This is a genomic window from Nocardiopsis sp. iso_25 (assembly GCF_056173305.1).
The window spans coordinates 5830478-5854436 of sequence record NZ_CM149667.1; the positions used below are offsets into that span (position 1 = coordinate 5830478).

A 23959-nucleotide genomic window follows, 5' to 3' on the forward strand; every position below is an offset into this window, starting at 1 on the left:
TTCCCGTATCCCTCTTCTCCTTTGGGTCGTTCGTACCCACCCCGCGCCCCGGTGACGACACCCGCCGTCCCGCCGGCGCCCTCCGTCCGGGCCACCCCCGCGACGGAGAGCGGCAGCGCCGTCCCACGAGGCCGACCGAACGCACAACACCGCACGGACATCCGCTGAAACAATCGTCACACACGCGGTGGAGTCCCGTCGGCGCGGGAGCGCGTCGGTAGTCTGGCGGTCCCGCCCGGCCCGCATCCGCGGCCCCACCGGAAAGGCCCTCCATGTCCCTGCCCCAACCCAGCACGGACGCCGGACGCACCGCGCTCGACGCCTTCCTCGCCGCACCCGAGCGGGCGCTGGCCGCCTTCGACTTCGACGGCACGCTCGCGCCCATCGTGGCCGACCCGCGCACGTCCGCCCCCTACCCGGGGATCGTGGACGTGCTCGCCGACCTGGCCGGGCTCCTGGGCTCGGTCGCCGTGGTCACCGGCCGCCCCGCCGAGACGGTGGTGCGGCTGGGCGGCCTGGACCGGGTGCCCGGCATCACCGTGCTGGGCCACTACGGCGCCGAGCGCTGGGAGGGCGGGCGCGTGGCCGCGGCGCCCGCGCCGCCCGGCGTGGCGGTGGTGCGCGAGGAGCTGCCCGGCCTGCTCGACGACCTGGGCGCCCCGGAGGGCACCTGGATCGAGGACAAGGGGCGCTCGCTGGCGGTGCACACCAGGCGCACCGCCGACCCGGACGGCGCGCTCGCCCTGCTCACGCCCTCCCTGAGCGAACTGGCGCGGCGGTCGGACCTCCAGGTGGAGCCGGGCCGGATGGTGGTCGAGCTCCGTCCACAGGGTGTGGACAAGGGCGCGGCGCTCACCGCGCTCGTCGCCGAGACGGGCCCGCGAGCGGTGCTCTACGCCGGTGACGACCTCGGCGACCTGCCCGCGTTCGACGCCGTGGCGGGGCTGCGGTCCCAGGGCGTCGAGGGCCTGAAGGTGTGCTCGTCCTCGGACGAGGTCACCGCCGTGGCCGAGGCCGCCGACCTGGTCGTCCCCGGCCCCGCGGGGCTGGCCGACCTCCTGGGCGGGCTCGCCGAAGCGATCCGCGGCGCCTCGGAGGCGTGACTCCTCCGGGGCGTGACGCCTTCGGGCAGGACCCCGCCGGGACGTGACGCGCGCACGCGTCGTCCGAAAACGTGGGCGGTGCGGCATGTGGGGTTTCCCTACTGACGCAGCCGCCCCCTGCCCCGGCCCCGGTCCACCGCGTGGGTGCGCTCCCAACGCCCGCGTCAGCAGTCGCCGCCCGCCTCAGGACGAGGACTCGTGCGCCTGCGGCGTGAGCGCCGACCGCGCGGCCGACCGCAGGTCCACCAGCCCGGTCCGGTCGCGCCCGTAGTGCACGGCGTTGGTGAGCATGCCGACGTACCGGCCGCTCTGCGGGTGCATGAACAGGCTCGTCCCGGTGAAACCGTTGTGGTAGACCACCCCCTCCGGGGTGACCAGCCAGCCCAGGCCGCGCCACAGCCTGGCCCCCGCGTCCACGTGCGGCTGCCAGCTCGCGCGCACGTAGGAGGAGGGCACCGGCCCCTGTCCCCCGTCGTGCATCCGCAGGATCTCGCGGGTGAACGCGCCGAGGTCGATGGCGGTGCTGAACACCCCGGCGTGCCCCGCCACGCCGCCCATCAGCGCGGCCGCCTCGTCGTGCACCACCCCCCAGGTGGGCGCGGCTCCGGGGATGCGGCGTTCGGTGGGCGCCACGCCGGGCGAACGCGTCAGAGGGCCGAAGGTGGTGGAGCGCATGCCCATCTGCTCCCACAGGTCGCGGGCCAGCCGGTCCAGGCCCGTGCCGTAGAGGCGTTCCAGGAGCATGCCGAGCAGGATGAAGCCGCGGTCGACGTAGGCGTAGCCGGGTTCCTCCAGCGGGTCGGCGAGGATCGCCTCCGCGAGGTCCTGGTCGGTGCCCACGTACCTCTCGAGCCAGGTCACCGGGTTGAGGCGGCCGGTGTGGGTGAGGATCTGCCGCGTGGTGACCTCCGCACCGGGCAGGTGGTCCACGTCCAGGTACTCCGACATCGGGGCGTCCAGGTCCATGATCCCCTCGGCGACCGCCTGGCCGACCAGCGGCCAGGTCGCCATGACCTTCGTCAGGCTCGCGACGTCGTAGGCCACGTCCGGGGCGGTGTCGTGCTCGCCGTCGATGCGGCCGACGGCGACGAACTCCCACATGCCGCCGGTGCCGATCACGGCGGCCCCGCCGGGCAGCCACCCGGCGTCCACCATCACCTTCAGAACGCCCCGAATCCGCGCCCCTGTCTCCGTGAGCCAGTCACCATCACGCACAACACGCCTCCCCCCGGGTGGTCTCGTCTTCCGGCGATACCCCGTTATCAGGTTGTTGTCACACGGGTTCGGGAGGTGCACAGGACGAAACCCCCGCAGGTCGCAGCCGTAATGAGGGCCGCGGCACGCGGCGGAGTAGTCTGGCGCCGGAGAAGCCCCGAGGAGGACGATGAGCAGCCAGACCCCCGTGCCCGCAGGTTTCCGCGGCGTGGCCGGAAACATCGGGATCAAGGACCCCAACGACGACTTCTTCGCGGTGGTGTCGGAGGTCCCCGCCCGCGTGTCCGCCGTGTTCACCCGGTCGCGGTTCGCCGGACCCAGCGTGCTGCTGAGCCGCCGCTCGGCGGCCGACGGCAGCGCGCGGGGGGTAGCGGTGATCGCCCGCAACGCCAACGTGGCCACGGGCAGGGTCGGTGACAGCCACGCCCGCGAACTCCAGGAGCGCGTGGCGCGGGCGGCGGGGGTGCCGCCCGAGGAGGTGCTGGTCGCCTCCACCGGGGTGATCGGCCGCCCGTACCCGATCGAGAAGGTCCGCGCCTACCTGGACGCGCTGCCCGCGGAGTTCCCCCCGGCCGACCTGGACCGCTCGGCCGCGGCGATGATGACCACCGACACCCGGCCCAAGACCGCCACGGCGACGGTGGGCGGGGCGACGCTGACGGGCATCGCCAAGGGCGTGGGCATGATCGAGCCGAACATGGCGACCATGCTGGCCTGGTTCTTCACCGACGCCGAGCTGGAGCAGCCGGTGCTGGACGAGGTGTTCCGCCGGGTGGTGGACCGCACGTTCAACGCGCTGAGCATCGACACCGACACCTCCACCAGCGACTCGGCGGCGGTGTTCGCCAACGGCCTGGCCGGGCCGGTGGACGCGGCGGAGTTCGAGGCGGCGCTGTACGAGGTGGCCCTGAAGCTGGTGCGGATGATCGCCTCCGACGGCGAGGGCGCCAGCAAGCTGATCGAGGTGCGCGTGACCGGCGCGCGCGACGACGCCCAGGCCAAGCGGGTGGCCAAGGCCGTGGTGAACTCCCCGCTGGTGAAGACCGCCGTGCACGGCGCGGACCCCAACTGGGGCCGGGTGACGATGGCGGTCGGCAAGTGCGAGGAGGAGACCGACATCCTCCCCGACAACGTGCGTATCTCCTTCGGCGACGTGGAGACCTACCCGGCGGAGGCCACGGACGAGGTGCTGGAGCGCGCCGCCCAGCACATGAAGGGCGACGAGGTGGTGATCGGCGTCGGCTTGGGCATCGCGGACGGCGCCTTCACGGTCTACGGCTGCGACCTGACCGAGGGGTACATCCGGATCAACGCCGACTACACGACCTGAGCAGCCGGTCCGGGCCCGGAGGGGTTTCGGACAGCCAGGTCGGTCGGTCACGGTCGGCGGCGCCCTGCACAGCGGAGGCGGCACGGCCGTGGAACCGGAACAGTAGAGGCAGCACGACAGAGGCGGCACCACCCTTGTCCACAGGGGGTGGTGCCGCCTCTTCGTCTTTCCGCCGAGCTGTCCGACGGCAAATCCCTGGTAGGAAAGTTGAACTGTCCGACTGTTGGAGTCATCCTGGAACCGTGACTCCGGTGCGGGAAGCCCGGGAGCACGATCGCCCTGCCCGGGGAAGGGAAGCTCCGGGGCAGGCCCACCAGCCGGAAGGACCCCACCCATGAGCGAGACGAAGGCGAGACGTCGACGTGCGGTGATGCGTCGCAAGAACCAGGTGACCCTGCCCCGCGAGATCGCCGAGGCCCTGCACATCCGTGAGGGCGACGAGGTCGAGTTCGCCATCGCGGAGAACGGTCAGGTCACGCTCAGGGGCATGACCTCGGTGCCCGCCGACCAGACGTGGTTCTGGGACCGCGACTGGCAGCAGGGTGAGCGCGAGGCCAGCGAGCAGATCGCCGCGGGCCTGACCGAGGAGTTCGAGGACGCGGAGTCGATGTTCGACGCTCTGGAAGACGAGGAGCGCTGAGGACACTGGCCACGTTCGCCACCACCCCCCGGTTCCGGGCCGACTTCAGGAAACTGACGCGGCAACAGGCGGAGCGTTTCCGGAAGGTGGTCACCACCGAGTTCGCACCCGACGTGCAGAAGGGGGAATTCCGACCGGGCCTGCGGGTCAAGGGCGTGCAGGGAGCCCCCGGGGTCTACGAGATGACCTGGGCACCCGACGGGCGCGCCACATGGGAGTACGGCGACGAGCGCTTCCCCGGCAAGCCGCACGTGGTCTGGCGCCGGGTGGGCACACACGCCGTCTTCAACCCCGGTCCGCCCTGACACCGGAGGCCGACGACACAGGCATCCTTGTCATCCCTGAATCCCACGGCGGTGTAGGACCGGAACCTCAGGCGGAGGCGGCACCACCCTTGTCCACAGGGGGTGGTGCCGCCTCGTCTTTCGCGGTTTCCTGGATACAGGGGGCCCACGGCCTCCGGCAGCGCGGGCGCGCCCGCGCACCTGTGCGGCATCGGCGTTCCCGCGATCCGGTCTGACGTCTCCACAAGCCCACCCCGGCGTGCCCGGGGTTCGGGACGACACCGGCACGGCCGCGATCCGGACCGGGTCCGCCCACGCCCGCGCCGCGGGTCAGTGCACGCTGAGCCCGCCGTCGACGGCCAGCATCTGCCCGGTGACGAAGGCGGAGGCGTCCGAGGCGAGGAAGACCGCCAGTCCCGCGAAGTCGCGGGGAAGGCCGTTGCGTCCGACCATGGTGCGTGCCGCGAGTTGCTCCTCCCGACCGGGCACCGCGACGGTGGGCAGCGTCATCGGCGTGACCACGAATCCGGGGATGACGGTGTTGGCGGTGACGCCGTGGGGCGACCACGCCTCGGCCTGAGAACGTGAGAGCCCGCCGACGGCGGCCTTGCTGACGCCGTACACCCCCGAGTTGCCGAACGCGCTCCACGTCTGCTGGGAACCGATGTTGAGGATCCGGCCCCAGCCCCGCTCGGCCATCCGCGGCCCGCACGCCTGGCCCAGCAGGTACGGCGCGGCGAGGTTGACCGCCAGCGTCTCGGTCCAGACCTCCTCCGTCGTCTCCCCGAGCGGAGGCCGGTGGTTGACCCCTGCCGCGTTCACCAGGATGTCCGCCCCCGTCACCGGCTCGCTCGCGCAGAACTCCCCGAGCGCGTCGCGGTCGGCCAGGTCGATCGGGGTGGTGCCGACCTCGATCCCCTGGGCGGCGAATTCCTCCGCCGTCTGGGCCAGGCGTCCGGCGTCGCGGGCCACCAGGTGCACGCTCGCCCCGGCGCGTCCGAGGGCCTCGGCGACACCACGGCCGATGCCCGAGTTCCCTCCCGTCACGAGGGCACGGCGGCCGGTGAGTCCGAACAGCTCGTCCAGGTAGGCCCGGTGCTGGCCGGTGCGGTCGGTCAAGAGACGCCCCCTGTCGGGTCGCATGGATAGCGGTGCGGCGGAGACCGCCGCACCGCAGAGTCTGCCGCCCGGGAACGCGCAGGTCGAAGGCGGCGCCGCGGACCTGGTCCGGCCCGGCGCCCCGGCAGGCCGGGACCGGACCTCACCCCCGGCTAGATGTGGACGGCCGGGCCGTCGGTCATCCGGCCCGAGCGCATGAACAGCGACAGCACCGCGGCGACCAGCATCACCGCCGCCGCGATGGTGAAGGCGAGTTGCAGACCCTCCATGAAGGCCAGGTTGCTGGCCCCGGTCACCGCCGCCACGACCTCCGGGGTCGCCCCCTCGGGCAGCACCGCGCCGCCCTGGGCCACGACGCTCTGCATGCCCGCCAGCTCCCCGGCGGCGGGTTCGGCCAGCCCCGCGGCGGCGAAGTGGCCGGGCAGGGTGGCGACGATGGTCGCGGACATGACCGCGCCCAGGACCGCCGTGCCCAGCGAGCCGCCCAGCTGCATGGCGGCCTGCTGCACCGCCGAGGCGACACCGGCGTAGCGCACGGGGGCGTTGCCGATGATCGCCGCCGTGGCGCCGGTCATGATCAGGCTCAGGCCCATGCCGAGCAGGACGAACGCGGCCGAGATGTAGAGCACGCCCGTGTCGACCTTCAACAGCGACAGCATGAACATGCCCGCCGACGCCAGCAGCAGGCCCGCCGTCGTGGGCGGCCGGGCGCCGACCCGGTCCAGGATCCGGCCCGCGATCGGCGAGGTGACCGCCATCAGCGCGGTCATGGAGATGAGCTGGAGGCCGGTCTGGGCGGGGCTCATGCCCCGCACGCCCTGGAGGTAGAAGGTGATGAAGAACAGCGACCCCATCAGGCTCAGCGCCATCGCGACCGTCAGGACGGCGCCGATGGAGACCGAGGGGTTGGCGAACAGGCCGAGCGGGAGCAGGGGCTGCTTCGCGCGGCGCTCCCACGCCAGGAAGGCCGCGGTGAAGACCGCCGTGACGGCGAGCGAGCCCAGGGTGACGGGGTGGCCCCAGCCCACACTGGGCGCCTCCACCAGCGCCCACACCAGGGCGAAGATAGCGATGCTCAGCAACACGATGCCGGGCACGTCCATCCGGCTTCCGGCGTCGGTCGGCTTGTTGGCGGCCAGCAGCCACAGGCCGAGTCCGAGGGCGACCGCGCCCACCGGGACGTTGATGTAGAAGACGGCCTCCCAGCCGAGGGAGCCGACCAGGACGCCGCCCAGGATGGGACCGCCCGCCGTGGCGGCGCCGATGAGGCTGCCGAAGACGCCGAAGGCCCGGCCGAGCTTGCTGGGCGGGAAGCTGGCGCGCAGCAGGCCCATCGCCGAGGGCAGGAGCAGCGCCCCGAAAATCCCTTGCAGCACCCGGAAGGCGACGAGCATGATGACACCGGCCGACAGCGCGATCGCCACCGAGCTGAGCACGAAGCCGACCGCGCCCACGAGGTAGGTGTTGCGGTAGCCGAAGCGGTCGCCGATCTTGCCCGCCGTGATCAGGAAGACCGCCAGGCCGAGCAGATAGCCGTGGGTCACCCACTGGAGTTCGGCCAGCGAGGCGCCCAGGCTCGTGCCGATCGCGGGGTTGGCGACGGCCACGATGGTGCCGTCCAGCGCCACCATCATCACGCCGAAGGCGATGGCGACCAGGGTCGCCCAGGGGCTCTGCGTCCAGCGCGGCTTGCGCTCCGTCTGCTCCGTCTCCGGAGCGGCCTTCGGGACGGTCTGTGCGGTCATGGTTCCCCCTGCGTGCCGGTGCCGTCGTCCGCACGATTATGTCTGTCGCTGACTCTTTGCAGCAAGTGTGTTTTGTCAGTCGCTGACGTAATCTGTTTCACACGGTATCCTCGGTCGACAGAGCCGGAATCAGCGGCCAGAGCCGACACGCGGGAGGGCACGTCCATGAGCACGACGAGCGCCGAACCGGGAGAGCAGCTCGGGCTGCGCGAGCGCAAGAAGGCCCGGATGCGCGAGTCCCTCATGGAGTCGGCGCTGCGCCTGTTCCACGAGAACGGTTACCAGGGGACGACGACAGAGGAGATCGCCTCCTGTGTCGGGGTCTCCCAGCGCACGTTCTTCCGCTACTTCGGCTCCAAGGAGGACGTGGTCCTGGAGGCGGTCGAGGACCTCGACGAGCAGCTGTTCGCCGCCCTGCTGGCCCGTCCCGCCGAGGAGTCGCCGTTCGCCGCGCTGCGCAACGCGATGCTCGACCACTGGGCCTACCTCGAACGCGAGATGCTCCACCTCCGGGGCAGCGCCATGGGACTGGTGTCCGAGAGCCCCGAGCTGATCGAGGTCAACATGCGCTACTGCCACCGCAGGCAGGAGCGGTTGGCCCGGGCGCTGGGCGAGCGCACCGGCGTCGATCCGGTCACCGACCCGCGCCCGGGGGTTCTGGCCTCGGTTTTCCTGTCCGTGCTCAACAGCGGCCACCAGGCGTGGTGCGTGTCCGGCTCCAGCGATGTGGAGGAGTTGGTCCAGGCGTTCCTCGACCGGTTCGACCTGGTGCCCGAGGTGGTCGGCGGCCATTGGGAGAGCCCCCGGGGCTGAGCGGATACGCAGCCTCGCGGGCTCTCCCCCTCGGTTCACCTGAGGAACCTCAGTCGGACAGGGCGCACCAGACGCGCACCAGGTCCCGGAGTTCGTCGAACTCACCCGGAGGGGAACTGGCCGTGCGGCAGGCCGCTGCCGTGGCGGGAGCTGTGGGCGTGACGGAAGACGGTGCGGCCAGCAGGTCACCGACCGGAACCCGTGGCAGCGGAGGCATGTAGGGACGGACCAGTGAGCCCGCCGTGCGGTCGGAGTTCAGGGTGGGGCGCCGCTTTTCGGGTGCGGGCCGCGACTCGGGAACAGGTCGCTGGCGTGGTGCGAACGCGGTCCTCGGTGCGGAAGCAGGTCGCGGCACGGACGCGGACCTCGGCGCGAAGGCAGGCCGCGATGAGGATGTGGGCCGCGATTCAGGGGCGGGTCGCTGGCGTGGCGCGAGGGCGGGCGGAAGCTCGGGGCGCGGCGGTGCGCTCTCGATGGCCCCGGCCGGACGTCGCGTGCCGAGCAGGTGTCCCAGCGTCCACGCGAGCGCGGCGGCGCACAGCGTCCACATCTGTTCGGCCCATGAACGGTGATGCCTGCGGTGCCTGCCGATAGGGTCTTTCACGGTCTCCTCCTGGTGATGACAGGTGGTGATCACGCCCCGGCCCGGTGCTCGTAACACCGGTTCGGGGCACCTTGTTTTCTGCTGCGTTCGCGCGGGTGTCATCGGCCCCGGCAGGGGCTGCGCTTCCCGCTCCGGCGGCAGTGTTCTCTCAGGCCGCGACGGCGTCGTCGGGTTCTGGGACGGGTGCGTAGGGGTCGACGTGCGCCCACACCGTCAGGGGCATGCCGGGCTCTCCGCTCCAGCCCCACTCCACGGACAGGCGGTCCACGAGGTGCAGGCCGCGTCCGCCGACGCGAAGGTCGTCGCTGCGCGGTGACAGACAGGGAAGGCACGCGGGCTGGCCCGGGCGCGGCCCGTCGTCGGTGACCGCCAGGTGGATGACGTGCTTCGGCAGGTGCCGCATCTGGATCTTCACCCGCCCGCCGGGGGCACCGGAGGAGGTGTGCATCCAGGCGTTGGTAACCAGTTCGCTGACCACGAGAACCAGGGAGAAGGTCCGGTGGACCTGAACCCGCGCGCCCCGCTGGCACCAGCTACGGATCTGCGCCGCCTGGTTCACCTCCGACCCGAAGAACGCCGTGCGCACCCCGGTACCGCCCCTCCCCCGACGCGGCAGCCCGCTCCTGCCGCCCTCTGCTGCCCGCCTCGGTCGCGGTACACCAAAGCTGTTCATCCTGCTCCTCCAAGCGCCAGAAGTGAACCGAGTTACGCGCAGGCGGCTTCGACACGCGCCAGCTCAGCACCGAAGCCGCGACCTGATCGGCTGAACCTTCACCAGGATGGACCGCTAAAACTAAAACTGCAATAGTTCAGAAAGAAGTAGTCCAGTATGCAGAAAATGATCAATGAATCATGCAATGTGTTACGGTTCACGTAGAACCAGGAGGTGCAGCATGGCCGCACGCCCGAGCCCCACAGCGCGTCATCGACGCCTGATGGCGGAGCTGTCTCGGCTCAGGAACGACTCGGGACTCTCCCGCGCTGAGGTTGCCGACCGCGTAGGCATCACCGACAGCACCTTGTGGAGATACGAGACAGGCATGACCAGGCCAAAGCCTGGAGACGTGGCCATTCTGCTCGATGTGTACGGCGTGCATGGGGCAGAACGCGAAGAACTCATCGAGATGGCCAAGCACGCCCGTAAGCGCGGCTGGTGGCATCGCCATCGGCAGGCTCTCAAGCCAGGCTTCGACAGCTACATCGGGCTGGAAGCTGCGGCCTCCGTGGTCCGCACGTTCCAGACCATCGTGGTGCCGGGCATCCTCCAGACCGAGGCCTATGCCCGCGCGGTGACCGAGCAGACCGCCATCACATCGGCCCCTGACCTGGCTGACGAGAAAGTCCTGGTGCGCATGTCCCGTCAGGAGCTGATCATCCGCACGGACGACCCTCTGCATGTGGTCGCTGTGCTGGACGAAGCTGTGCTAAGGCGCCAGGTCGGAGGCCCCACAACCATGCAGGGGCAACTCCAGCACCTTGTGGAGCTTTCCGAGCGACCGAATGTGACCATCCGGGTCGTCCCGTTCTCGCACGGAGCCCATGCTGGGATGGATGGCCAATTCAACCTCCTGGAGTTCCCCGAGCAGGCAGATCCGGACGTGGTCTACCTGGAGCAGGCCGGTAGCGGGCTGGTTCCTGAGGACCCCGAAGAAGTCCGCCGGTATACCCTGATGTTCGGGAGCCTGCTGGGCAAGGCACTCAAACCCGATGAGTCGATCCTCTTCATACGTGGGCTCCTGAACGACGGACAGTAGGCCCACCTCGGAGAAGAGGAGGCACGGGAATGACCGCGCCGCACCACCACCCCTGGCACAAGAGCAGCTACAGCACCAACGGCGGCGACTGTGTAGAGGTCGCGGAAGGGCAGAGCGTGCTGGTCCGCGACACCCAGAACCGCGAACACGGCCACCTCGCCTTCACCACCCCCGAATGGGCAAGCCTCCTCAACACCCTCAAGACGCTTCGGCCGTAGCCGCCCCGGGTACCTCGAAACTGCCGGGGTACCCGGGACAACGCGAAGGGGCAGCGCATGAGGTGGCGTAAATCCAGTTACTCCGGTGGCAGCGGCGGCAACTGTGTGGAGATCTCCAACTGGCGCAAGTCCAGCTACTCCGGTGGGGGTGGTGGCGAGTGCGTCGAGGTCTCTGACTGGCACAAGAGCAGTCACAGCAGCGGAGTGAACAACGACTGCGTGGAAATAGCCGAAAGCTCGACCGAGACCCGGGTCCGCGACACCCAGAACCGCGAACTCGGCCACCTCACCTTCACCACCCCCGAGTGGACCAGCCTCCTCAACACCCTCAAAGCCCCCAACCGGTAAGCGCCCAAGCCCAGTCCAGTCCAACCCCACGACCGCGACCCGCGGCGGAGTCCGAAGACACCGCCATGGGATGATCCCGTCCACCATGCGCACGGATCAGTCACGGAGGTTGGCGATGTTCGAGTTACCCCTGGACGTGGACGGCGCGGAACTGCGCCCGCTCGAACCACGGCACGCCGAGGAGTTCCTGGCCAACATCGACCGGGGGCGCGAGTTCATCGGACGCTACATCGCGCTCCCGGACGTCATCGTGGACCTGGAGTCGAGTCGGACCTACCTGCGCTCTTACGCGGAGAAGGCCGCCACCGACACCGGAGGCATCTACGGCATCTGGTCGGGTGATCAACTGCTCGGCGGGGTCCTCTTCCGCACGATGGACCTCAAGCACGGCACCGCCGAGGCGGGCTGCTGGCTGGAACCGTCGGCCGCCGGACGCGGGCTGGTGACCAGGGCCGCCCAACAGATCATCGACTGGGCCGTCGAGAAGCGGGGCGTCCACCGCGTGGAGTGGCACGCCTCCTCCGCGAACGAGGCCAGCATCGCCGTGGCCCGGCGGCTCGGCATGACGCGGGACGGCGTACTGCGGGAGAGCTACGTCTACCGGGGCGAGCGCCACGACATGGAGGTCTGGTCGGTGCTCGCCCCGGAGTGGCGCGCACGGCGCCAGACCTCCTGACGCCCGCGCCCCGGACGGCTCCGCCTCGGCACGTCATCCGCCCGCTACTGGCGCGCGGAGCAGCAAGGCGCGGGAGCCGGGTTCACGGACGCGCGCCGTCAGCGGATATCGCGACGGTCCAGAACGGTGGCGGCCCCGACGATCAGCACCGCCGTGAGACCGAGCGCGACCGCCACGACGACGGACACGAGGCCGGTGGTGACGTTCCCGGTGTCCGCGAACATCCCGGTGCCCAGTTGGGTCGCCCGGCTGAGCAGCCCGTACGGGAGCGTCACCGCCACGGGTTCGAGCCGGGTCACCAGCAGCAGCACCCCCGATGTCGCCCCCAGCAGCGCCACGGCCACGGGAGCGGCGAAGGACCTCATGAGCATCGACAACCCGGACTGGAGCGCCGCCACGGGCACACACGCCAGCACGATGACGGCGCTGACCAGGAGGTACCGGGACGGCAGCGTTCCGGGCAGCGCGAACGCCAGCTTGCCGACGACGATGACACCCGCCACCAGCACCGCCTGCATCACCGCCGCGAGCACGGCGAGCACGGCCGTCTTGCCGAGGACCACGTGGAGGCTGGACACCTTCCGGCCCATCAGTGCGTTCCAGTTGCCGCCCTGGTGCTCGACCCGCCACACCAGCGAGGCCAGCACGGCCACGCCGACGGCCAGGGGGAACAGGCCGTAGAAGACCACCACCCGCAACCACAGGGTGTGCCAGTCCTCTTCGACCGGCTGACCGGAGACGACCGTGTTGACCGCCCCGGTGAGCACGGCCAGCAGCGGCAGGAGCACCACCACGACCCAGCTCAGGGAACGCTTCAGCTTGAGGAACTCGGCTCGGACCGAACCCATGGCTCAGGCCTCCTGACGGTCGAACAGGCGGGTGACGAGCAGGAACAGGACGCCGCCCGCGACCCCGAGGGCGACCACGCTCAGGTGCGAGGGGTCCAGCGAGACCATGCCGGACCCGCGGGCGTCGACGGGCGTGACCAGCGCGTAGTACCCCCACGGAGGGAGGAGGTGAGTCAGCCACGCGGGCGTCCCCGTGCTGGTCAGGGCCACGAACACGCCCAGGACCCCGACGCCCATGCCCACGAGCTGGTTGCCCACGCGCGCCGACAGCAGGAGGTGGAACGCGAGGAGCACCAGGTTCAGGACCACGGCCGCCGCGGTGTAGCCGAGCCACTGCCCGGCCGGGAAGGCCACCGTGATGCCCAGCGCCAGGCCGACCGCCGCCACCAGGCCGCTCTGGGCCAGGGTGGCCGCCACCACGACCGCGCCGGTGGCCGCGAACTTGGCCCGGCACAGGTGTCCGGGGGTCAGTCCCGAGGTCTGGGAGAGCAGCCAGCCGTTCCCCTGGTGTTCGATGTCCACCTGTCGGCTGGCCAGCACCGCCAGCAGGATGGGCGAGGTCAGCGGCACGGCCAGCGCCATGCCCGCGAGCAGCAACCGCCAGGGGTGCTCGGAGGGGTCGTCCACCGACTCCAGGAACCCCGGGTCGCCCAACGCGGCGAAGCAGGACAGCGCGACCACTCCGACCACCATGGCACCCGCGACGGGCGCCACACGCAGGCGGCGCATCTTGGCGAACTCGTTGGCCACGGCGAGAGCGATCACAGGCCCTGCCCCCCGGTGAGGTCCATGAACACGTCCTCCAGGGACTGGGCGTCGCGGCGCACGCCGTGGACGGGCACGTGTTCGCCGACGAGGTGGGCCACCACGCGGGCCGTGGCCTCCTGGTCGAGTCCGGGCAGGCGCACGGCGCCGCCGTCGCGGACCGCGCCCCACCGGGCGGTGAGGGTGCTCGTTCGTTCGGGTTCGGTCGTCTCGATGAGCACGTCGGGGGTGGAGCGCGCGAGCAGCTGGTCCCGGGTGCCCTGGAAGAGCATGCGGCCGTTGCTGAGGATGCCGAGCACGGAGGCGGTCCGGTCGATCTCGCCCAGCAGGTGGCTGGAGACCATCACGGTGGTTCCCTGTTCGGCCAGCCGGGTGAGCAGGCGTCGGATCTCGTCGATACCGGCGGGGTCGAGGCCGTTGGTGGGCTCGTCGAGGATCAGCAGCCGGGGTTCGCGGGCCAGCGCCATCGCGATGCCCAGCCGCTGCTTCATGCCCAGCGAGTAGTCGCGGACGAGCTTGTCGAGGTGGTCCTGGAGGCGTACGGTGCGCACCGCCCGGGCCACCTGGCCCTTGTCCAGGTCCAGCAGCCGCCGGACCAGGCGCATGTTCTCCCCGCCGGTGAGGTGCGCGTACGCGGGCGGGGACTCGATGAGGGAACCGATGCCGCCCAGGAGTTCTCGGCGGGTGGAACGCCGCATGGGGCGGCCCATGACGTGGATCTCGCCGCTGGTGGGGCGTACCAGCGACAGGAGCATCTTCATCGTGGTCGACTTCCCTGAGCCGTTGGGGCCGAGGAAGCCGTACACGCACCCTTCCGGTACGTGCAGGTCCAGGTCCTCGACGACCGCGCGGTCGCCGTACTTCTTGCTCAGGCCGTGGGTGGTGATCATTGGAGGCACGGATCCATCGTGTCCGCCGGGGCGCCGCGGGTCGTCTGGCCGGAGGATGACCTTGCGCGTCCCCCTGCGGGATGACCCGGGCACCGGTGTGCGACCCATGGGGTAGGCGCGGCCCGCCGAACGGCGGTGCGGTCGGCCCCGCGTCCCGGTCTCCCGCCGGGTTCGCGGTCAGCGGTTCCCGGTCGCGCGAGGACCCGGAGCGTCTCAGGACCCGCGGACGCCGACCAGGCCGGTCTCGTAGGCGAGCACCACCGCCTGTACCCGGTCGCGCAGGTCGAGCTTGGTCAGTATCCGCCCCACGTGGGTCTTGACCGTGGCCTCGGACACGTGCAGCAGCTCGGCGATCTCGGTGTTGGACATCCCGCGGGCCACCACCGCGAGCACCTCGCGCTCGCGCGGGGTCAGCACGTCGAGGGACTCGGGGGCGGGCGGGGCCTCGTCGGCGGCGCGCAGGTGGCCGACGAAGCGGTCGAGCAGCCGCCGCGTCGTGCTGGGAGCAACCACGGCCTCGCCGGAGTGGACGGAGCGGATCGCCGACAGCAGTTCCGGGGGCCGGGCGTCCTTGAGCAGGAAGCCGCTCGCCCCGGCCTTCAACGCCGCGTAGGCGTACTCGTCGAGGTCGAAGGTGGTCAGGATCAGCACCCGCGGGCCGCTGTCCACGGCGCAGAGGCGGCGCGTCGCCTCCACGCCGTCCATGCGCGGCATCCGGACGTCCATGAGGACGACGTCGGCGGCCAGGGTCCGCAGCAGTTCCAGCGCGGTGTCGCCGTCACCAGCCTCGCCCACCACCTCGATGTCGGGCTGCGCGTCGAGGACCATGCGAAAGCCCGTGCGGACCAGTTCCTGGTCGTCGACGAGCACGACGCGTACGGCGTCCGTCCTCCCGACGCCTCCCGTGCCGGTTCCCGTGTCGATGCCCGTCCCACCGGTGTCCGGTGTGCCCACAGGTGCGTTCCCTCTCTCGAATCGCTCACGTGGTGGCCGGCCGCAACGGCAGCGACGCCACCACCTCGTAGCCTCCGCCGGAGCACGGTCCCGCCCGTACGGAGCCGCCGTACACCGCCACCCTCTCGCGCATGCCGATCAGGCCGTGCCCCTGCCCGGGGCGCGCGTCCTCCGGCGCGGACGCGCCGCGCCCGTCGTCGAGGACCCGCACCTCCAGGGTGTCGTCCCCGTAGCGCAGCCGCACCCGGACGCGGCTGGCCGCGGGCCCGGCGTGCTTGAGCGTGTTGGTCAGCGCCTCCTGCACCACCCGGTAGACGGCGAGGTCCACCCCCGTCGTCAGTGGGCGTATCGGGCCCTCCACGGTGCACTCCACCGGCAGTCCGGCGCCGCGCACCCGCGCGAACAGCTGTTCCAGCCGCTCGACGCCGGGCCGCGGCGCGTACTCCTCTTCGGTCTCGTCCTCGCGGAGCACCCCGAGCATGCCGCGCATCTCGGTCAGGGCCGTCCGGCCGGTCTCCGAGATGGTCTCCAGCGCACCCTTGGCCCGCGCCGGGTCGGAGTCGATGGCGAACGCGGCGCCGTCGGCCTGCACCACCATCACACTCACGTTGTGGGCCACCACGTCGTGCAGTTCGCGGGCGATGCGCGCCCGCTCCTCGGCGATCGCGGCCCGGGCGCGGGCGTCGCGCTCGCGTTCGAGCCACTCGGCGCGCTCCTCCAAACCGACGAGGTAGCCGCGGCGGACGCTCGTGTAGAGGCCGCTGACCCACAGGAGCATGATGAGGAACGTGTAGACGACGAACACGTTCCAGTCGCCCCAGTCGGCGTGGGGCAGGCTCGCGAGCATCAGCACCAGGCCGACCTCGGCGGCGGCCAGCGCGGCCAGCGCCCACCCGAACCGGCAGTGCGCGGCCACGGTGTACATGGCGACGAGGACGGCGAAGTCGGCCAGGATCAGACCGAAGCCGAGGGCCAGTTGCAGGAGCCCCACCAGGGCGAGGAGCGCGAACACGGCCAGCGGGTACCCGCGACGCAGCGCCAGCGGCAGTACGAGCGCGAGCGTGACGGCGAGGTAGGGCAGGGGGACGCCGCCGTAGGAGTCCGGGTCGGCGTGGTTGAGGCTCGCCATGAGGCACAGCAGCAGGAGCGGGGCCGCCTGGATCGCGTCGACGAGGGTCTCGTGCCGCCGCGTCCAACGCCGGACTCTGCCGAACATGTGCTTGAGTCTACGTTCCCGCCTCCCGGCCGCCGCTGGCCCGGAGCGCGTTCTCCGGTCCGGCTGTCCGCTCCTGCACGGGGACGCCGCAGCCGCGCCACCGCGGAGACCGCACCCGAGGACTCCGGCGGCGCAGCGGCCCTTCCGGTGGGACGATGGGCACACGTACCGCCGACGGTTCCGCCTCGGCCGACCCCGCGAACGAGGAAGAGCGCACCACCATGCCCGAGAAGTTTCTGCCCAGCGCCACGACCGAGCAGGAAGCACGCGACCTGTTCACCCGGCTCGACACGGACAAGGACGGCTCCATCAACATCCACGAGTGGCTGGCCTACGCCGAGCGGGATCTGGGACTCGACCGCATGAGCGCGCTGCACGCCTTCGCCCTCGACGTCGACACCGACCACGACCTGCTCATCAGCCAGGACGAGTTCGTCCGGATCGGCACGCAGGGGGCCTGAGGGCCCCGAGGTCCCTCGCCGTCCCCGCGTACCGGGTGCGCATCGGTACCGGACCGGGCGGCCTCCGACGAAGGCCGGTGCGTGGGGCAGGCAGAACCTGTCGGACCCGATCCGCTCCCACTTTGGCAGGCCCGGCGGGTCGTCCTTTCGGGGGAGGCGCGCGCGGAGCGGTCGTCAGTAGCGTGCGGAGGGCTTCCACCGTCCGACCACGGACGGTGGACCCGTACAGAGCCTTCCGATGGGAGAATCCCCGTGCCCCTCGCCCGAAGCGCCGCGCTGGCCGCGGCCTCCGGACTGCTGCTGACCGCCGCGGCCGCCCCCGCATCGGCCGCCCCGGGCCCGGAACCGGAGTGGCGACCGTGCTCCGACCTCGCCCGGGGGTGGGACGAGAGCGACGACCGCACCCTGTGCGCCACCGTTCCGGTGCCCCTGGACTACGAGGACCCCGACGGGCGCACGATCGACATAGCGGTGACCCGTGTGCCCGCCACCGGGGAGAACACCTATCCCATCCTGTTCAACCCCGGCGGCCCGGGCCATCCGGGCGTGACCACGCCCGGGAGCATCCTCGACAGCGAGGCCGCGGACCTGGGACTGAACCACGACCTCGTGGGCTTCGATCCGCGCGGGGTGGGCTACAGCGACGCCGTGGAGTGCGGTCTGGAGGGGACCGCCCCCGACCCCGGCCTGAGCGACGAGGAGAGCGCACGGCACGTCGCCGAGGAGCAGAGCCGGATCAACCGCGAATGCCACGCCCGGGACCCCGAGTTCGTGGACTCGCTGACCGCGGAGAACGTGGCCCGCGACATGGATCTGATCCGCGAGGCGCTGGGAGCGGACACGATCGGCTTCTACGGGGTGTCCTGGGGGACCCTGCTCGGCGCCGCCTACAGGTCCATGTACGACGACCGGGTCGAGGCGATGCTCCTGGACTCGGTGATGTCGCCCGAGGCCAGTGTCACCGTGTTGGACGAGGGGCAGGCCATGGGCGCCCAGGCCGCGTTCCACCGCTTCGCCGACTGGATGGCCGGGCACGACGACCACTACGGGCTCGGCACGGACGCCGACCGCATCCGGGAGGAGGTGTACGGGCTGCGGGAGGAGCTGGCCGAGGAGCCCCGCACCGGCCCCGACGGGACGGTCGTCGACGGCGACGCCGTAACCGCGCTGCTGGCCACCCCCGAACGCGAATGGCCCGCCAACGCCCGCTCCCTCGTCACGCTCCTCGACGGAGGAGTGCCTGGGGCGGAGGTCGCCCGCGGACCCGTCTCCGGCGCCGGTTGGGACTCCGAACCCGTCTTCGACTCCTTCGCGCAGGTGTCGCTGCTCTGCAACGACTCCGACAGCCCGCGCGACTTCGACCAGGTGTGGCAGAACCGGTTGGAGCGGGCCGAACGGTACCCCGTCATGGGCACCCTGGGCTTCTACGAGCACTCCTGTGTCGGGTGGCCCGAGGGGGGTGCGGCTCCCGACCTGAAGCGAGGGGACAGCCCCCTGCAACTGGTGGGCCACGTCAACGAGATGATCACCCCGCACGACTGGGCGCTGGACATGAGGCGAGTCGTCGGCGGAGAGGTCATGAGTGTGGAGGACGACGGGCACGGAACCCTCTCCGGCCTGGACTGCGCCGCGGCGGCCGTCGACTTCTTCGACACCGGGCGGACCACCACGCGGACGTGTCCGGGACCGCCCGCGCCGACTCCCGAGGGCTGAGGACGGGTTCGCCTCCGGCGGTGCGCCCTCCCCTGTCCCGGATGCGGGGAGGGGAGGGCGCACGTCCTGCCCGGATGGGCGTCAGCGGTCGGCGGCCTCCGGGTGGGCGGCGGCCCTGACCGCCTCGCGCGCCTGTTCGGCGCTGGAGGCGGCGACCGCGAGGTCGGCCAGTCTGCGGCAGTCGCTGTGGGTGTGCAGGGCCAGCGCGTGGCGCACGGCGGGCAGCGCGGGCGCGGACATCGACAGGCTGGTCGCGCCCAGTCCCACCAGCACCAGGGCCAGCAGCGGGTCGGCGGCGGCCTCGCCGCACACGCCCACCGGGCGTCCCGAGCGCTCCCCCGCGCCGCCGACGGTGCCCACCAGCTGGAGCAGCGCGGGCTGCCAGGGGTCGAGCAGGTCGGGCAGCGCGCCGAGGGTGCGGTCGGTGGCCATGGTGTACTGCGCCAGGTCGTTGGTGCCGATCGAGACGAAGTCCACGCGGGACAGCAGCCGGTCGGCGAGCAGCGCCGCGCCGGGCACCTCGATCATCACGCCGACCTGGTCGAGCCCGGCCTCGCGGGCGAGGGAGACGAACTCCTCCGCCTCGTCGGGCGTGGACACCATCGGCGCCATGACCCGGACCTTCGCGGAGGTCTCCCGGGTGGCGGCGGCGATGGCCGTGAGCTGGTCGGTGATCAGGTGGGGGTGCACCCGCGAGGTGCGGAAACCCCGTACGCCCAGCGCGGGGTTGTCCTCGTGGCCGGTGGACGCGAAGGCCAGGGGCTTGTCCGACCCGGCGTCCAGGGTCCGCACCGTGACCGTGCGCCCGGCGAACGCCTCGAACAGGGCCGTGTAGGAGGCGGTCTGCTCCTCGACGGTGGGCGGGTCGGAGCGCTCCAGGAAGAGGAACTCGGTGCGCAGCAGTCCCACGCCCTCGCTGTCGTGGGCACCGGCCTTCTGCGGGTCGCCCTCCCCGACGTTGAGCAGCAGCGAGACCGGGACGTCGTCGGCGGTCCGGCCCGGACCGGTGGCCCGGGCCAGCAGCGCGCGCCGCCGCTCGGTGCGCTCGCGCATCCGCTCGGCGAGCTCCTCGTCGGGCTCGACCTCGACCGTTCCGGCGTCGCCGTCCACCGCCACCGGCGTCGCGTCGCGCAGTTCGGCGGCCCCCACGCAGCCGACCACGGCCGGGATGCCGAGCGACCGGGCCAGGATGACCGTGTGGCTGGTGGGTCCGCCGTAACGCGTGACGATGGCGAGCACGCGCTCGACGTCGAGCTGGACGGTGTCGGCGGGCGCGAGGTCGTCGGCGACCAGCACGTGCGGAACGCCGGGGTCGGGCAGCCCGGGCATCGGCAGCCCCAGCAGCACGGCGGTGGCGCGGTCCCGGATATCGGCGAGGTCGGCGGCGCGTTCGGCGAGGTAGCCGCCCGCCGCCAGGAGCAGCTCCTGGTAGGCGCCGCAGGCAGCGTGGACGGCCCAGGCCGCGGGGTCACCGGCCTCGGTGCGCTCGGCGGCGCGGCGCGCGAGCTCGGGGTCGCGGGCCATGAGCGCCTGGGCGCTCAGCACGGCCGCCGCGTCGCCCTGGAGGTCGGCGGCCCGGCCTTCGAGCAGGACGGCCACCTGTTCCAGGGCCTGACGCGCCCGTGCGGCCTCCTCCCCCGCGTCCACGACGGTGGGCCGCTGGTCGGGCAGGGAAGGCGGTGGGGCCATCCGCGCCACCGGGCCGACTGCGGCCCCCGGGCTGGCGGGGATACCCGTCAGCCGGGTGTCACCGGCTGCGGCGGGGAGGGGTTCGGTCTTCGCCATGGTCGCTCCGTACGTCGGGAAGGGCCGGGGGTGGTGTGGACGGCGCCCGTCAGGGTCGGCGCCCCGCCGGAGCGCCCCGGTCCCCGGGCGCGGGGAGCGCGGGCGCCGCCGTGCCGACGGTGCGCGGGCCGCGGGTCGCGGGTCGCGGCGGGATGTCGGCTGTGCGGGGCGGTGGAGGTGACGGGCGGTTCGCGTGTCCGGCAGAAGTCTTGTGTGTCCAGGAAACCGTAGGGGGGCGGGCGGCGGTAGCCCCTGTGGACAACCCGGGAGGACGGGGGCGCGTCCGCGCCCGCACGTCGCGGGAAGCCGCCGGCCCCGGGCGGGCGGGTACCGCCGCCGCACCGGGGCGGCGACGGTACCGCCTTCGCGCACGTGCGCTACGGCCGGGCGCTACGGCTGGATGGTCACCTTGATCGCGGTGCCCGAGGCCACCGTCTCGATGGCCTTGTGCACGTCGGACAGGGACATCCGCTCGGTGATCAGGTCGGCCACCGGCACGGCGCCGGAGGAGATCAGCTCCAGGGCGCGGCGGTTGTGCTCGGGGCTGGAGCCGTTGGCGCCGAAGATCGAGATCTCCCGGTAGTGCACGGCGTTGGAGTCCAGCTGGATGATCGGCGCGTCCTTGGGCAGGCCGCCGAAGAAGCTGACCCGGCCGCTGCGCGAGACCATGCGCAGCGCGTCCTCCTGGGCGCGTCCGGAGGCGGCGGCGGTGATGACGACGTCGGCGCCCCGGCCGTCGGTCAGGCGGAGCACCTCCTCCACGGCGTCGGTCTCGGCGCCGCAGACCGAGGCGTCGGGCTGGACGATGTCGGCGGACATGTCCAGGCGACCCCGGTTGATGTCCACCAGGTAGACCTTCGCGGCGCCGCGCGCGCGGGCCAGCCGGACGTGCAGGCAGCCGATCGGGCCGGCGCCCATGACCACGACCGTGTCGCCCTCGCCGACCCCGGCGATCTCCTGGCCGTTGAGCACGCACGCCAGCGGCTCGGCGACGGAGGCCTCGGCCAGGTCGATGTTGTCGGGGACGCGGTTGACCCCGTCCACGGCCAGGACGGACTCGGGGATGATCATGTACTCGGCGAAGCCGCCGTCGTAGTGGTAACCCATGGACTCCTGGCGCGAGCACACGGTGAACCGGCCGTCGGAGCACTCCACGCAGGTGCCGCAGGGGATGGCGGCGATGACCTGGACGCGGTCGCCCTCGGCCCAGCCGGTGACGCCCTCGCCCACCTCGACGATCCGCCCGGCGATCTCGTGGCCGATCACGCGGGGCGGACGGATGTGGTGGTGGCCGTGCCGGGAGATCTTCACGTCCGTGCCGCACGTGGAGCAGTTGACGACGGCGATCTTGAGCTGTCCGGGTCCGGCGGTCGGCTCGGGAGCCTGCTCCAGTCGGATGTCACCGGGGGCGTAGAAGCGGGCGACGAGCATGTTCGGGCCTTTCTGCTGGGCCCGCCGGCCCTGGGTCAGGGGACCGGCGGGTGGTTCGGTTGGGCTCAGCCGTCCTGTAGGGGGCCGAGCAGTTCGAGGACGTCGGACGTGGTGTCGGCGGAGCGCAGGCGCGCCGCCTTCTCCGGGTCGGTGAGGATCCCCGCCAGCGAGGACAGCACGCCCAGGTGCTCGTCCCCGGAGGCGGCGATGCCGATGGCCACGTGGACGGTGGGACCGCCCCAGTCGACCCCGCCGGGGAACTGGACCACGGCCAGCGCGGTGCGCTTGACCAGGGCCCGAGAGGCGTCCGTGCCGTGCGGGATGGCCACGCCCTCGCCGACGAAGGTGGGGATGGAGGCCTCCCGCTCGTGCATGGCGGGCACGTAGCCGGGTTCGACGGCGCCCAGTTCGACGAGCAGAGCGCCGCACTGGTCGATGGCGTCGGCCCGGTCGGCGGCCTCGCGGCCCAGCCGGACGGCGTCCTCGGTCAGCGCCAGATCACTCGGCAAGGGTGCTCCCGTTCTTCACAGCCTGCTCCAGGCGGGTGAACGCCGGGTCTCCCAGGAACATCTGGAAGCTGATCACGACGGTGCCGGGCACCCGGGTCCGGGCGCGGTCGACGAGCCCGGTGTGGCACAGGACCACGTCGGCGCCCTCGGGGATCCGGTCCACCGGGGAGTGCTCCACGGACACGCCGTACGGGGACAGGGTCTTGCTCAGCTGCGAGGTGAGCAGGACGCTGCTGCCCATGCCCGCGTCGCAGGCGACGACGACCTTCTTGATGTCGGAGCCCTCGATAGTGCTCATCAGCTGTTCTCCTGGTTCTGAGCGGCTTCCTGCTGGGCCTTCTCCTCGCGCTCGGCCTTGCGCTCGGACCGGCCGAAGCCGAGCAGGAGCGAGGCGATGACGAAGGAGACGATGGTGGCGGCGACGACCCCGGCGAGGACCGGCAGGTGGCCTCCCTGCGGGGTGACCGCCATGATCGCGATGATGCTGCCGGGGGAGGCGGCGGAGACGAGGCCGGCGTCCATGATCATGAAGGTCGCGACACCGGACATGCCGCCGCCGATCGCGGCGAGGATCAGCTTCGGCTGGGCGAGGATGTACGGGAAGTAGATCTCGTGGATCCCGCCGAAGAAGTGGATGACGGCCGCGCCGGGCGCGGTGGCGCGGCTGACCTTGGAGCCGAAGAACATCAGGGCGAGCAGGATGCCCAGGCCCGGTCCGGGGTTCGACTCGATGAGGAACTCGATGGCCTTGCCGTCGGCGACCGCGCGGGCCGTGCCCAGCGGGGTGAAGACGCCGTGGTTGATGGCGTTGTTGAGGAACAGCACCTTGGCGGGCTCGACGATGACCGAGACCAGCGGCAGCAGGCTCAGGTCGATGAGGAACTGCACGCCCTTGCCGAGGCCGGTGGCGATGCCCTCGACGACCGGGCCGACCGCGTAGACGCCCACGGCCGCCAGGATCGCGGCGAGGATGCCGGCGCTGAAGTTGTTGACCAGCATCTCGAAGCCGGCCTTGATGCGCGGCTGGACGACCCGGTCGAACTGCTTCATGAGGTAGGCCGCGAACGGACCCATGAACATGGCGCCCAGGAACATCGGGATGTCCGCGGAGACGATCACGCCCATGGTCGCGGCCGCGCCGACGACGCCGCCTCGCCTGTCGTGCACCAGCGCGCCGCCGGTGTAGGCGATCAGCAGCGGCAGCAGGTACTTGATCATCGGGTCGACGAGCCCGGCCATCTGCTCGTTGGGCCACCACCCGTCGGGAATGAACAGGGCGGTGACCAGGCCCCAGGCGATGAACGCGCCGATGTTGGGCATCACCATGCTCGACAGGAACCCTCCGAAGCGCTGTACTCCGGAGCGCACCGCGGTGAGTCTGTCCGTGCTCTGCTGTGTGGTCATGGGGGACCTCCTGGGAGGTTCGACGGGCGGGGAGCCCGCCGATGAGGTGGGGAGGGAAAGTGGGTGTCGGTGTCGGTGTGGGTGGGCGCGGGGCGATCCGGGGCGGGGCGGTTCCGGACGGTGGAACCGCCCCG

General features: G+C 71.8%; 26 protein-coding genes. 11 read left to right on the forward strand and 15 right to left on the reverse strand.

All coding sequences use genetic code 11. The annotated features are described in order from the left end of the window. Positions 1–272 precede the first annotated feature (272 nt). On the forward strand, positions 273–1103 hold the full coding sequence (gene otsB / locus AC0VX6_RS25095) for a trehalose-phosphatase (RefSeq protein WP_475466322.1): 831 nt from the start codon (positions 273–275) through the stop codon (positions 1101–1103). Positions 1104–1286: 183 nt separating this feature from the next. On the opposite strand, the gene AC0VX6_RS25100 is transcribed toward otsB, so the two are convergent. Further along, positions 1287–2318, reverse strand: coding sequence for a serine hydrolase domain-containing protein (locus AC0VX6_RS25100; RefSeq protein WP_444961407.1), 1032 nt, complete (start codon positions 2316–2318; stop codon positions 1287–1289). Positions 2319–2487: 169 nt separating this feature from the next. Here AC0VX6_RS25100 and argJ point away from each other — a divergent pair, with 169 nt between their 5' ends. From argJ to AC0VX6_RS25115, 3 genes are all read left to right on the forward strand, one after another. Continuing rightward, positions 2488–3648 (forward strand): bifunctional glutamate N-acetyltransferase/amino-acid acetyltransferase ArgJ, encoded by a 1161-nt coding sequence (argJ, locus tag AC0VX6_RS25105; RefSeq protein WP_274974952.1) that lies wholly within the window; start codon positions 2488–2490, stop codon positions 3646–3648. Positions 3649–3982: 334 nt separating this feature from the next. After that, a complete protein-coding gene (locus tag AC0VX6_RS25110) occupies positions 3983–4288 on the forward strand; it encodes an AbrB/MazE/SpoVT family DNA-binding domain-containing protein (protein ID WP_274974953.1) in 306 nt (101 codons plus the stop codon). Positions 4289–4374: 86 nt separating this feature from the next. Next, positions 4375–4593, forward strand: a complete 219-nt coding sequence (locus tag AC0VX6_RS25115; RefSeq protein ID WP_465885114.1) for a hypothetical protein — start codon at positions 4375–4377, stop codon at positions 4591–4593. A gap of 309 nt (positions 4594–4902) precedes the next feature. Here the strand turns inward: AC0VX6_RS25115 and AC0VX6_RS25120 are convergent, their stop codons facing one another. Next, on the reverse strand, positions 4903–5691 hold the full coding sequence (locus AC0VX6_RS25120; protein WP_274974955.1) for an SDR family NAD(P)-dependent oxidoreductase: 789 nt from the start codon (positions 5689–5691) through the stop codon (positions 4903–4905). Between the two features lie 152 nt (positions 5692–5843). Beyond that, positions 5844–7436, reverse strand: a complete 1593-nt coding sequence (locus AC0VX6_RS25125; RefSeq protein ID WP_274974956.1) for an MFS transporter — start codon at positions 7434–7436, stop codon at positions 5844–5846. A gap of 165 nt (positions 7437–7601) precedes the next feature. Between AC0VX6_RS25125 and AC0VX6_RS25130 the strand changes: the two genes are divergently transcribed. Further along, positions 7602–8249: a TetR/AcrR family transcriptional regulator gene (locus AC0VX6_RS25130; RefSeq protein WP_274974957.1), complete on the forward strand. Its 648-nt coding sequence runs from the start codon at positions 7602–7604 to the stop codon at positions 8247–8249. 49 nt (positions 8250–8298) lie between these two features. On the opposite strand, the gene AC0VX6_RS25135 is transcribed toward AC0VX6_RS25130, so the two are convergent. Further along, complete coding sequence (locus tag AC0VX6_RS25135) at positions 8299–8466, reverse strand: hypothetical protein (protein WP_475466326.1); 168 nt, start codon at positions 8464–8466, stop codon at positions 8299–8301. 535 nt (positions 8467–9001) lie between these two features. Further along, positions 9002–9439 (reverse strand): ATP-binding protein, encoded by a 438-nt coding sequence (locus AC0VX6_RS25140; protein WP_475466327.1) that lies wholly within the window; start codon positions 9437–9439, stop codon positions 9002–9004. Between the two features lie 349 nt (positions 9440–9788). Here AC0VX6_RS25140 and AC0VX6_RS25145 point away from each other — a divergent pair, with 349 nt between their 5' ends. The 4 genes from AC0VX6_RS25145 to AC0VX6_RS25160 all read left to right on the forward strand — a co-directional run bounded on the left by AC0VX6_RS25145 (position 9789) and on the right by AC0VX6_RS25160 (position 11849). After that, a complete protein-coding gene (locus AC0VX6_RS25145) occupies positions 9789–10607 on the forward strand; it encodes a helix-turn-helix domain-containing protein (protein ID WP_475466329.1) in 819 nt (272 codons plus the stop codon). 29 nt (positions 10608–10636) lie between these two features. Continuing rightward, on the forward strand, positions 10637–10825 hold the full coding sequence (locus tag AC0VX6_RS25150) for a DUF397 domain-containing protein (RefSeq protein WP_475466331.1): 189 nt from the start codon (positions 10637–10639) through the stop codon (positions 10823–10825). A 57-nt stretch (positions 10826–10882) separates the two neighbouring features. After that, the gene (locus AC0VX6_RS25155) at positions 10883–11173 is read left to right on the forward strand and encodes a DUF397 domain-containing protein (protein ID WP_475466333.1); all 291 of its coding nucleotides are present in this window, start codon (positions 10883–10885) and stop codon (positions 11171–11173) included. 115 nt (positions 11174–11288) lie between these two features. Continuing rightward, the gene (locus tag AC0VX6_RS25160; protein ID WP_475466335.1) at positions 11289–11849 is read left to right on the forward strand and encodes a GNAT family N-acetyltransferase; all 561 of its coding nucleotides are present in this window, start codon (positions 11289–11291) and stop codon (positions 11847–11849) included. 98 nt (positions 11850–11947) lie between these two features. On the opposite strand, the gene AC0VX6_RS25165 is transcribed toward AC0VX6_RS25160, so the two are convergent. From AC0VX6_RS25165 to AC0VX6_RS25185, 5 genes are all read right to left on the reverse strand, one after another. After that, positions 11948–12697 (reverse strand): ABC transporter permease, encoded by a 750-nt coding sequence (locus AC0VX6_RS25165; RefSeq protein ID WP_475466337.1) that lies wholly within the window; start codon positions 12695–12697, stop codon positions 11948–11950. Between the two features lie 3 nt (positions 12698–12700). Continuing rightward, positions 12701–13462: an ABC transporter permease gene (locus AC0VX6_RS25170; RefSeq protein WP_475466338.1), complete on the reverse strand. Its 762-nt coding sequence runs from the start codon at positions 13460–13462 to the stop codon at positions 12701–12703. Beyond that, positions 13459–14361 (reverse strand): ABC transporter ATP-binding protein, encoded by a 903-nt coding sequence (locus AC0VX6_RS25175; RefSeq protein ID WP_475466340.1) that lies wholly within the window; start codon positions 14359–14361, stop codon positions 13459–13461. Before AC0VX6_RS25175 ends, AC0VX6_RS25170 begins: the two co-directional genes overlap by 4 nt. A gap of 204 nt (positions 14362–14565) precedes the next feature. Beyond that, complete coding sequence (locus tag AC0VX6_RS25180) at positions 14566–15180, reverse strand: response regulator (RefSeq protein ID WP_475469440.1); 615 nt, start codon at positions 15178–15180, stop codon at positions 14566–14568. Between the two features lie 151 nt (positions 15181–15331). Then, positions 15332–16522 (reverse strand): sensor histidine kinase, encoded by a 1191-nt coding sequence (locus AC0VX6_RS25185; RefSeq protein ID WP_475466342.1) that lies wholly within the window; start codon positions 16520–16522, stop codon positions 15332–15334. Positions 16523–16677: 155 nt separating this feature from the next. Between AC0VX6_RS25185 and AC0VX6_RS25190 the strand changes: the two genes are divergently transcribed. Both AC0VX6_RS25190 and AC0VX6_RS25195 read left to right on the forward strand, forming a co-directional pair. Continuing rightward, complete coding sequence (locus tag AC0VX6_RS25190) at positions 16678–16983, forward strand: EF-hand domain-containing protein (RefSeq protein WP_475466343.1); 306 nt, start codon at positions 16678–16680, stop codon at positions 16981–16983. A 252-nt stretch (positions 16984–17235) separates the two neighbouring features. Then, the gene (locus tag AC0VX6_RS25195; protein ID WP_475466345.1) at positions 17236–18696 is read left to right on the forward strand and encodes an alpha/beta fold hydrolase; all 1461 of its coding nucleotides are present in this window, start codon (positions 17236–17238) and stop codon (positions 18694–18696) included. A gap of 81 nt (positions 18697–18777) precedes the next feature. Here AC0VX6_RS25195 and ptsP read toward each other — a convergent pair whose 3' ends face one another. The 5 genes from ptsP to AC0VX6_RS25220 all read right to left on the reverse strand — a co-directional run bounded on the left by ptsP (position 18778) and on the right by AC0VX6_RS25220 (position 23825). Continuing rightward, positions 18778–20481, reverse strand: a complete 1704-nt coding sequence (gene ptsP, locus AC0VX6_RS25200; protein ID WP_475466347.1) for a phosphoenolpyruvate--protein phosphotransferase — start codon at positions 20479–20481, stop codon at positions 18778–18780. Between the two features lie 390 nt (positions 20482–20871). Next, positions 20872–21912, reverse strand: a complete 1041-nt coding sequence (locus AC0VX6_RS25205; protein ID WP_274974967.1) for a zinc-dependent dehydrogenase — start codon at positions 21910–21912, stop codon at positions 20872–20874. A gap of 65 nt (positions 21913–21977) precedes the next feature. After that, positions 21978–22421 carry a PTS mannitol transporter subunit IIA gene (locus tag AC0VX6_RS25210; RefSeq protein WP_274974968.1) on the reverse strand — a complete coding sequence of 148 codons (444 nt, stop codon included), beginning with the start codon at positions 22419–22421 and terminating at the stop codon, positions 21978–21980. Further along, positions 22411–22719, reverse strand: coding sequence for a PTS sugar transporter subunit IIBC family protein (locus AC0VX6_RS25215; RefSeq protein ID WP_013155222.1), 309 nt, complete (start codon positions 22717–22719; stop codon positions 22411–22413). Before AC0VX6_RS25215 ends, AC0VX6_RS25210 begins: the two co-directional genes overlap by 11 nt. Then, the gene (locus AC0VX6_RS25220) at positions 22719–23825 is read right to left on the reverse strand and encodes a PTS mannitol transporter subunit IICB (RefSeq protein ID WP_274974969.1); all 1107 of its coding nucleotides are present in this window, start codon (positions 23823–23825) and stop codon (positions 22719–22721) included. The genes AC0VX6_RS25215 and AC0VX6_RS25220 overlap by 1 nt, the downstream gene beginning before the upstream one ends. Positions 23826–23959 lie beyond the last annotated feature (134 nt).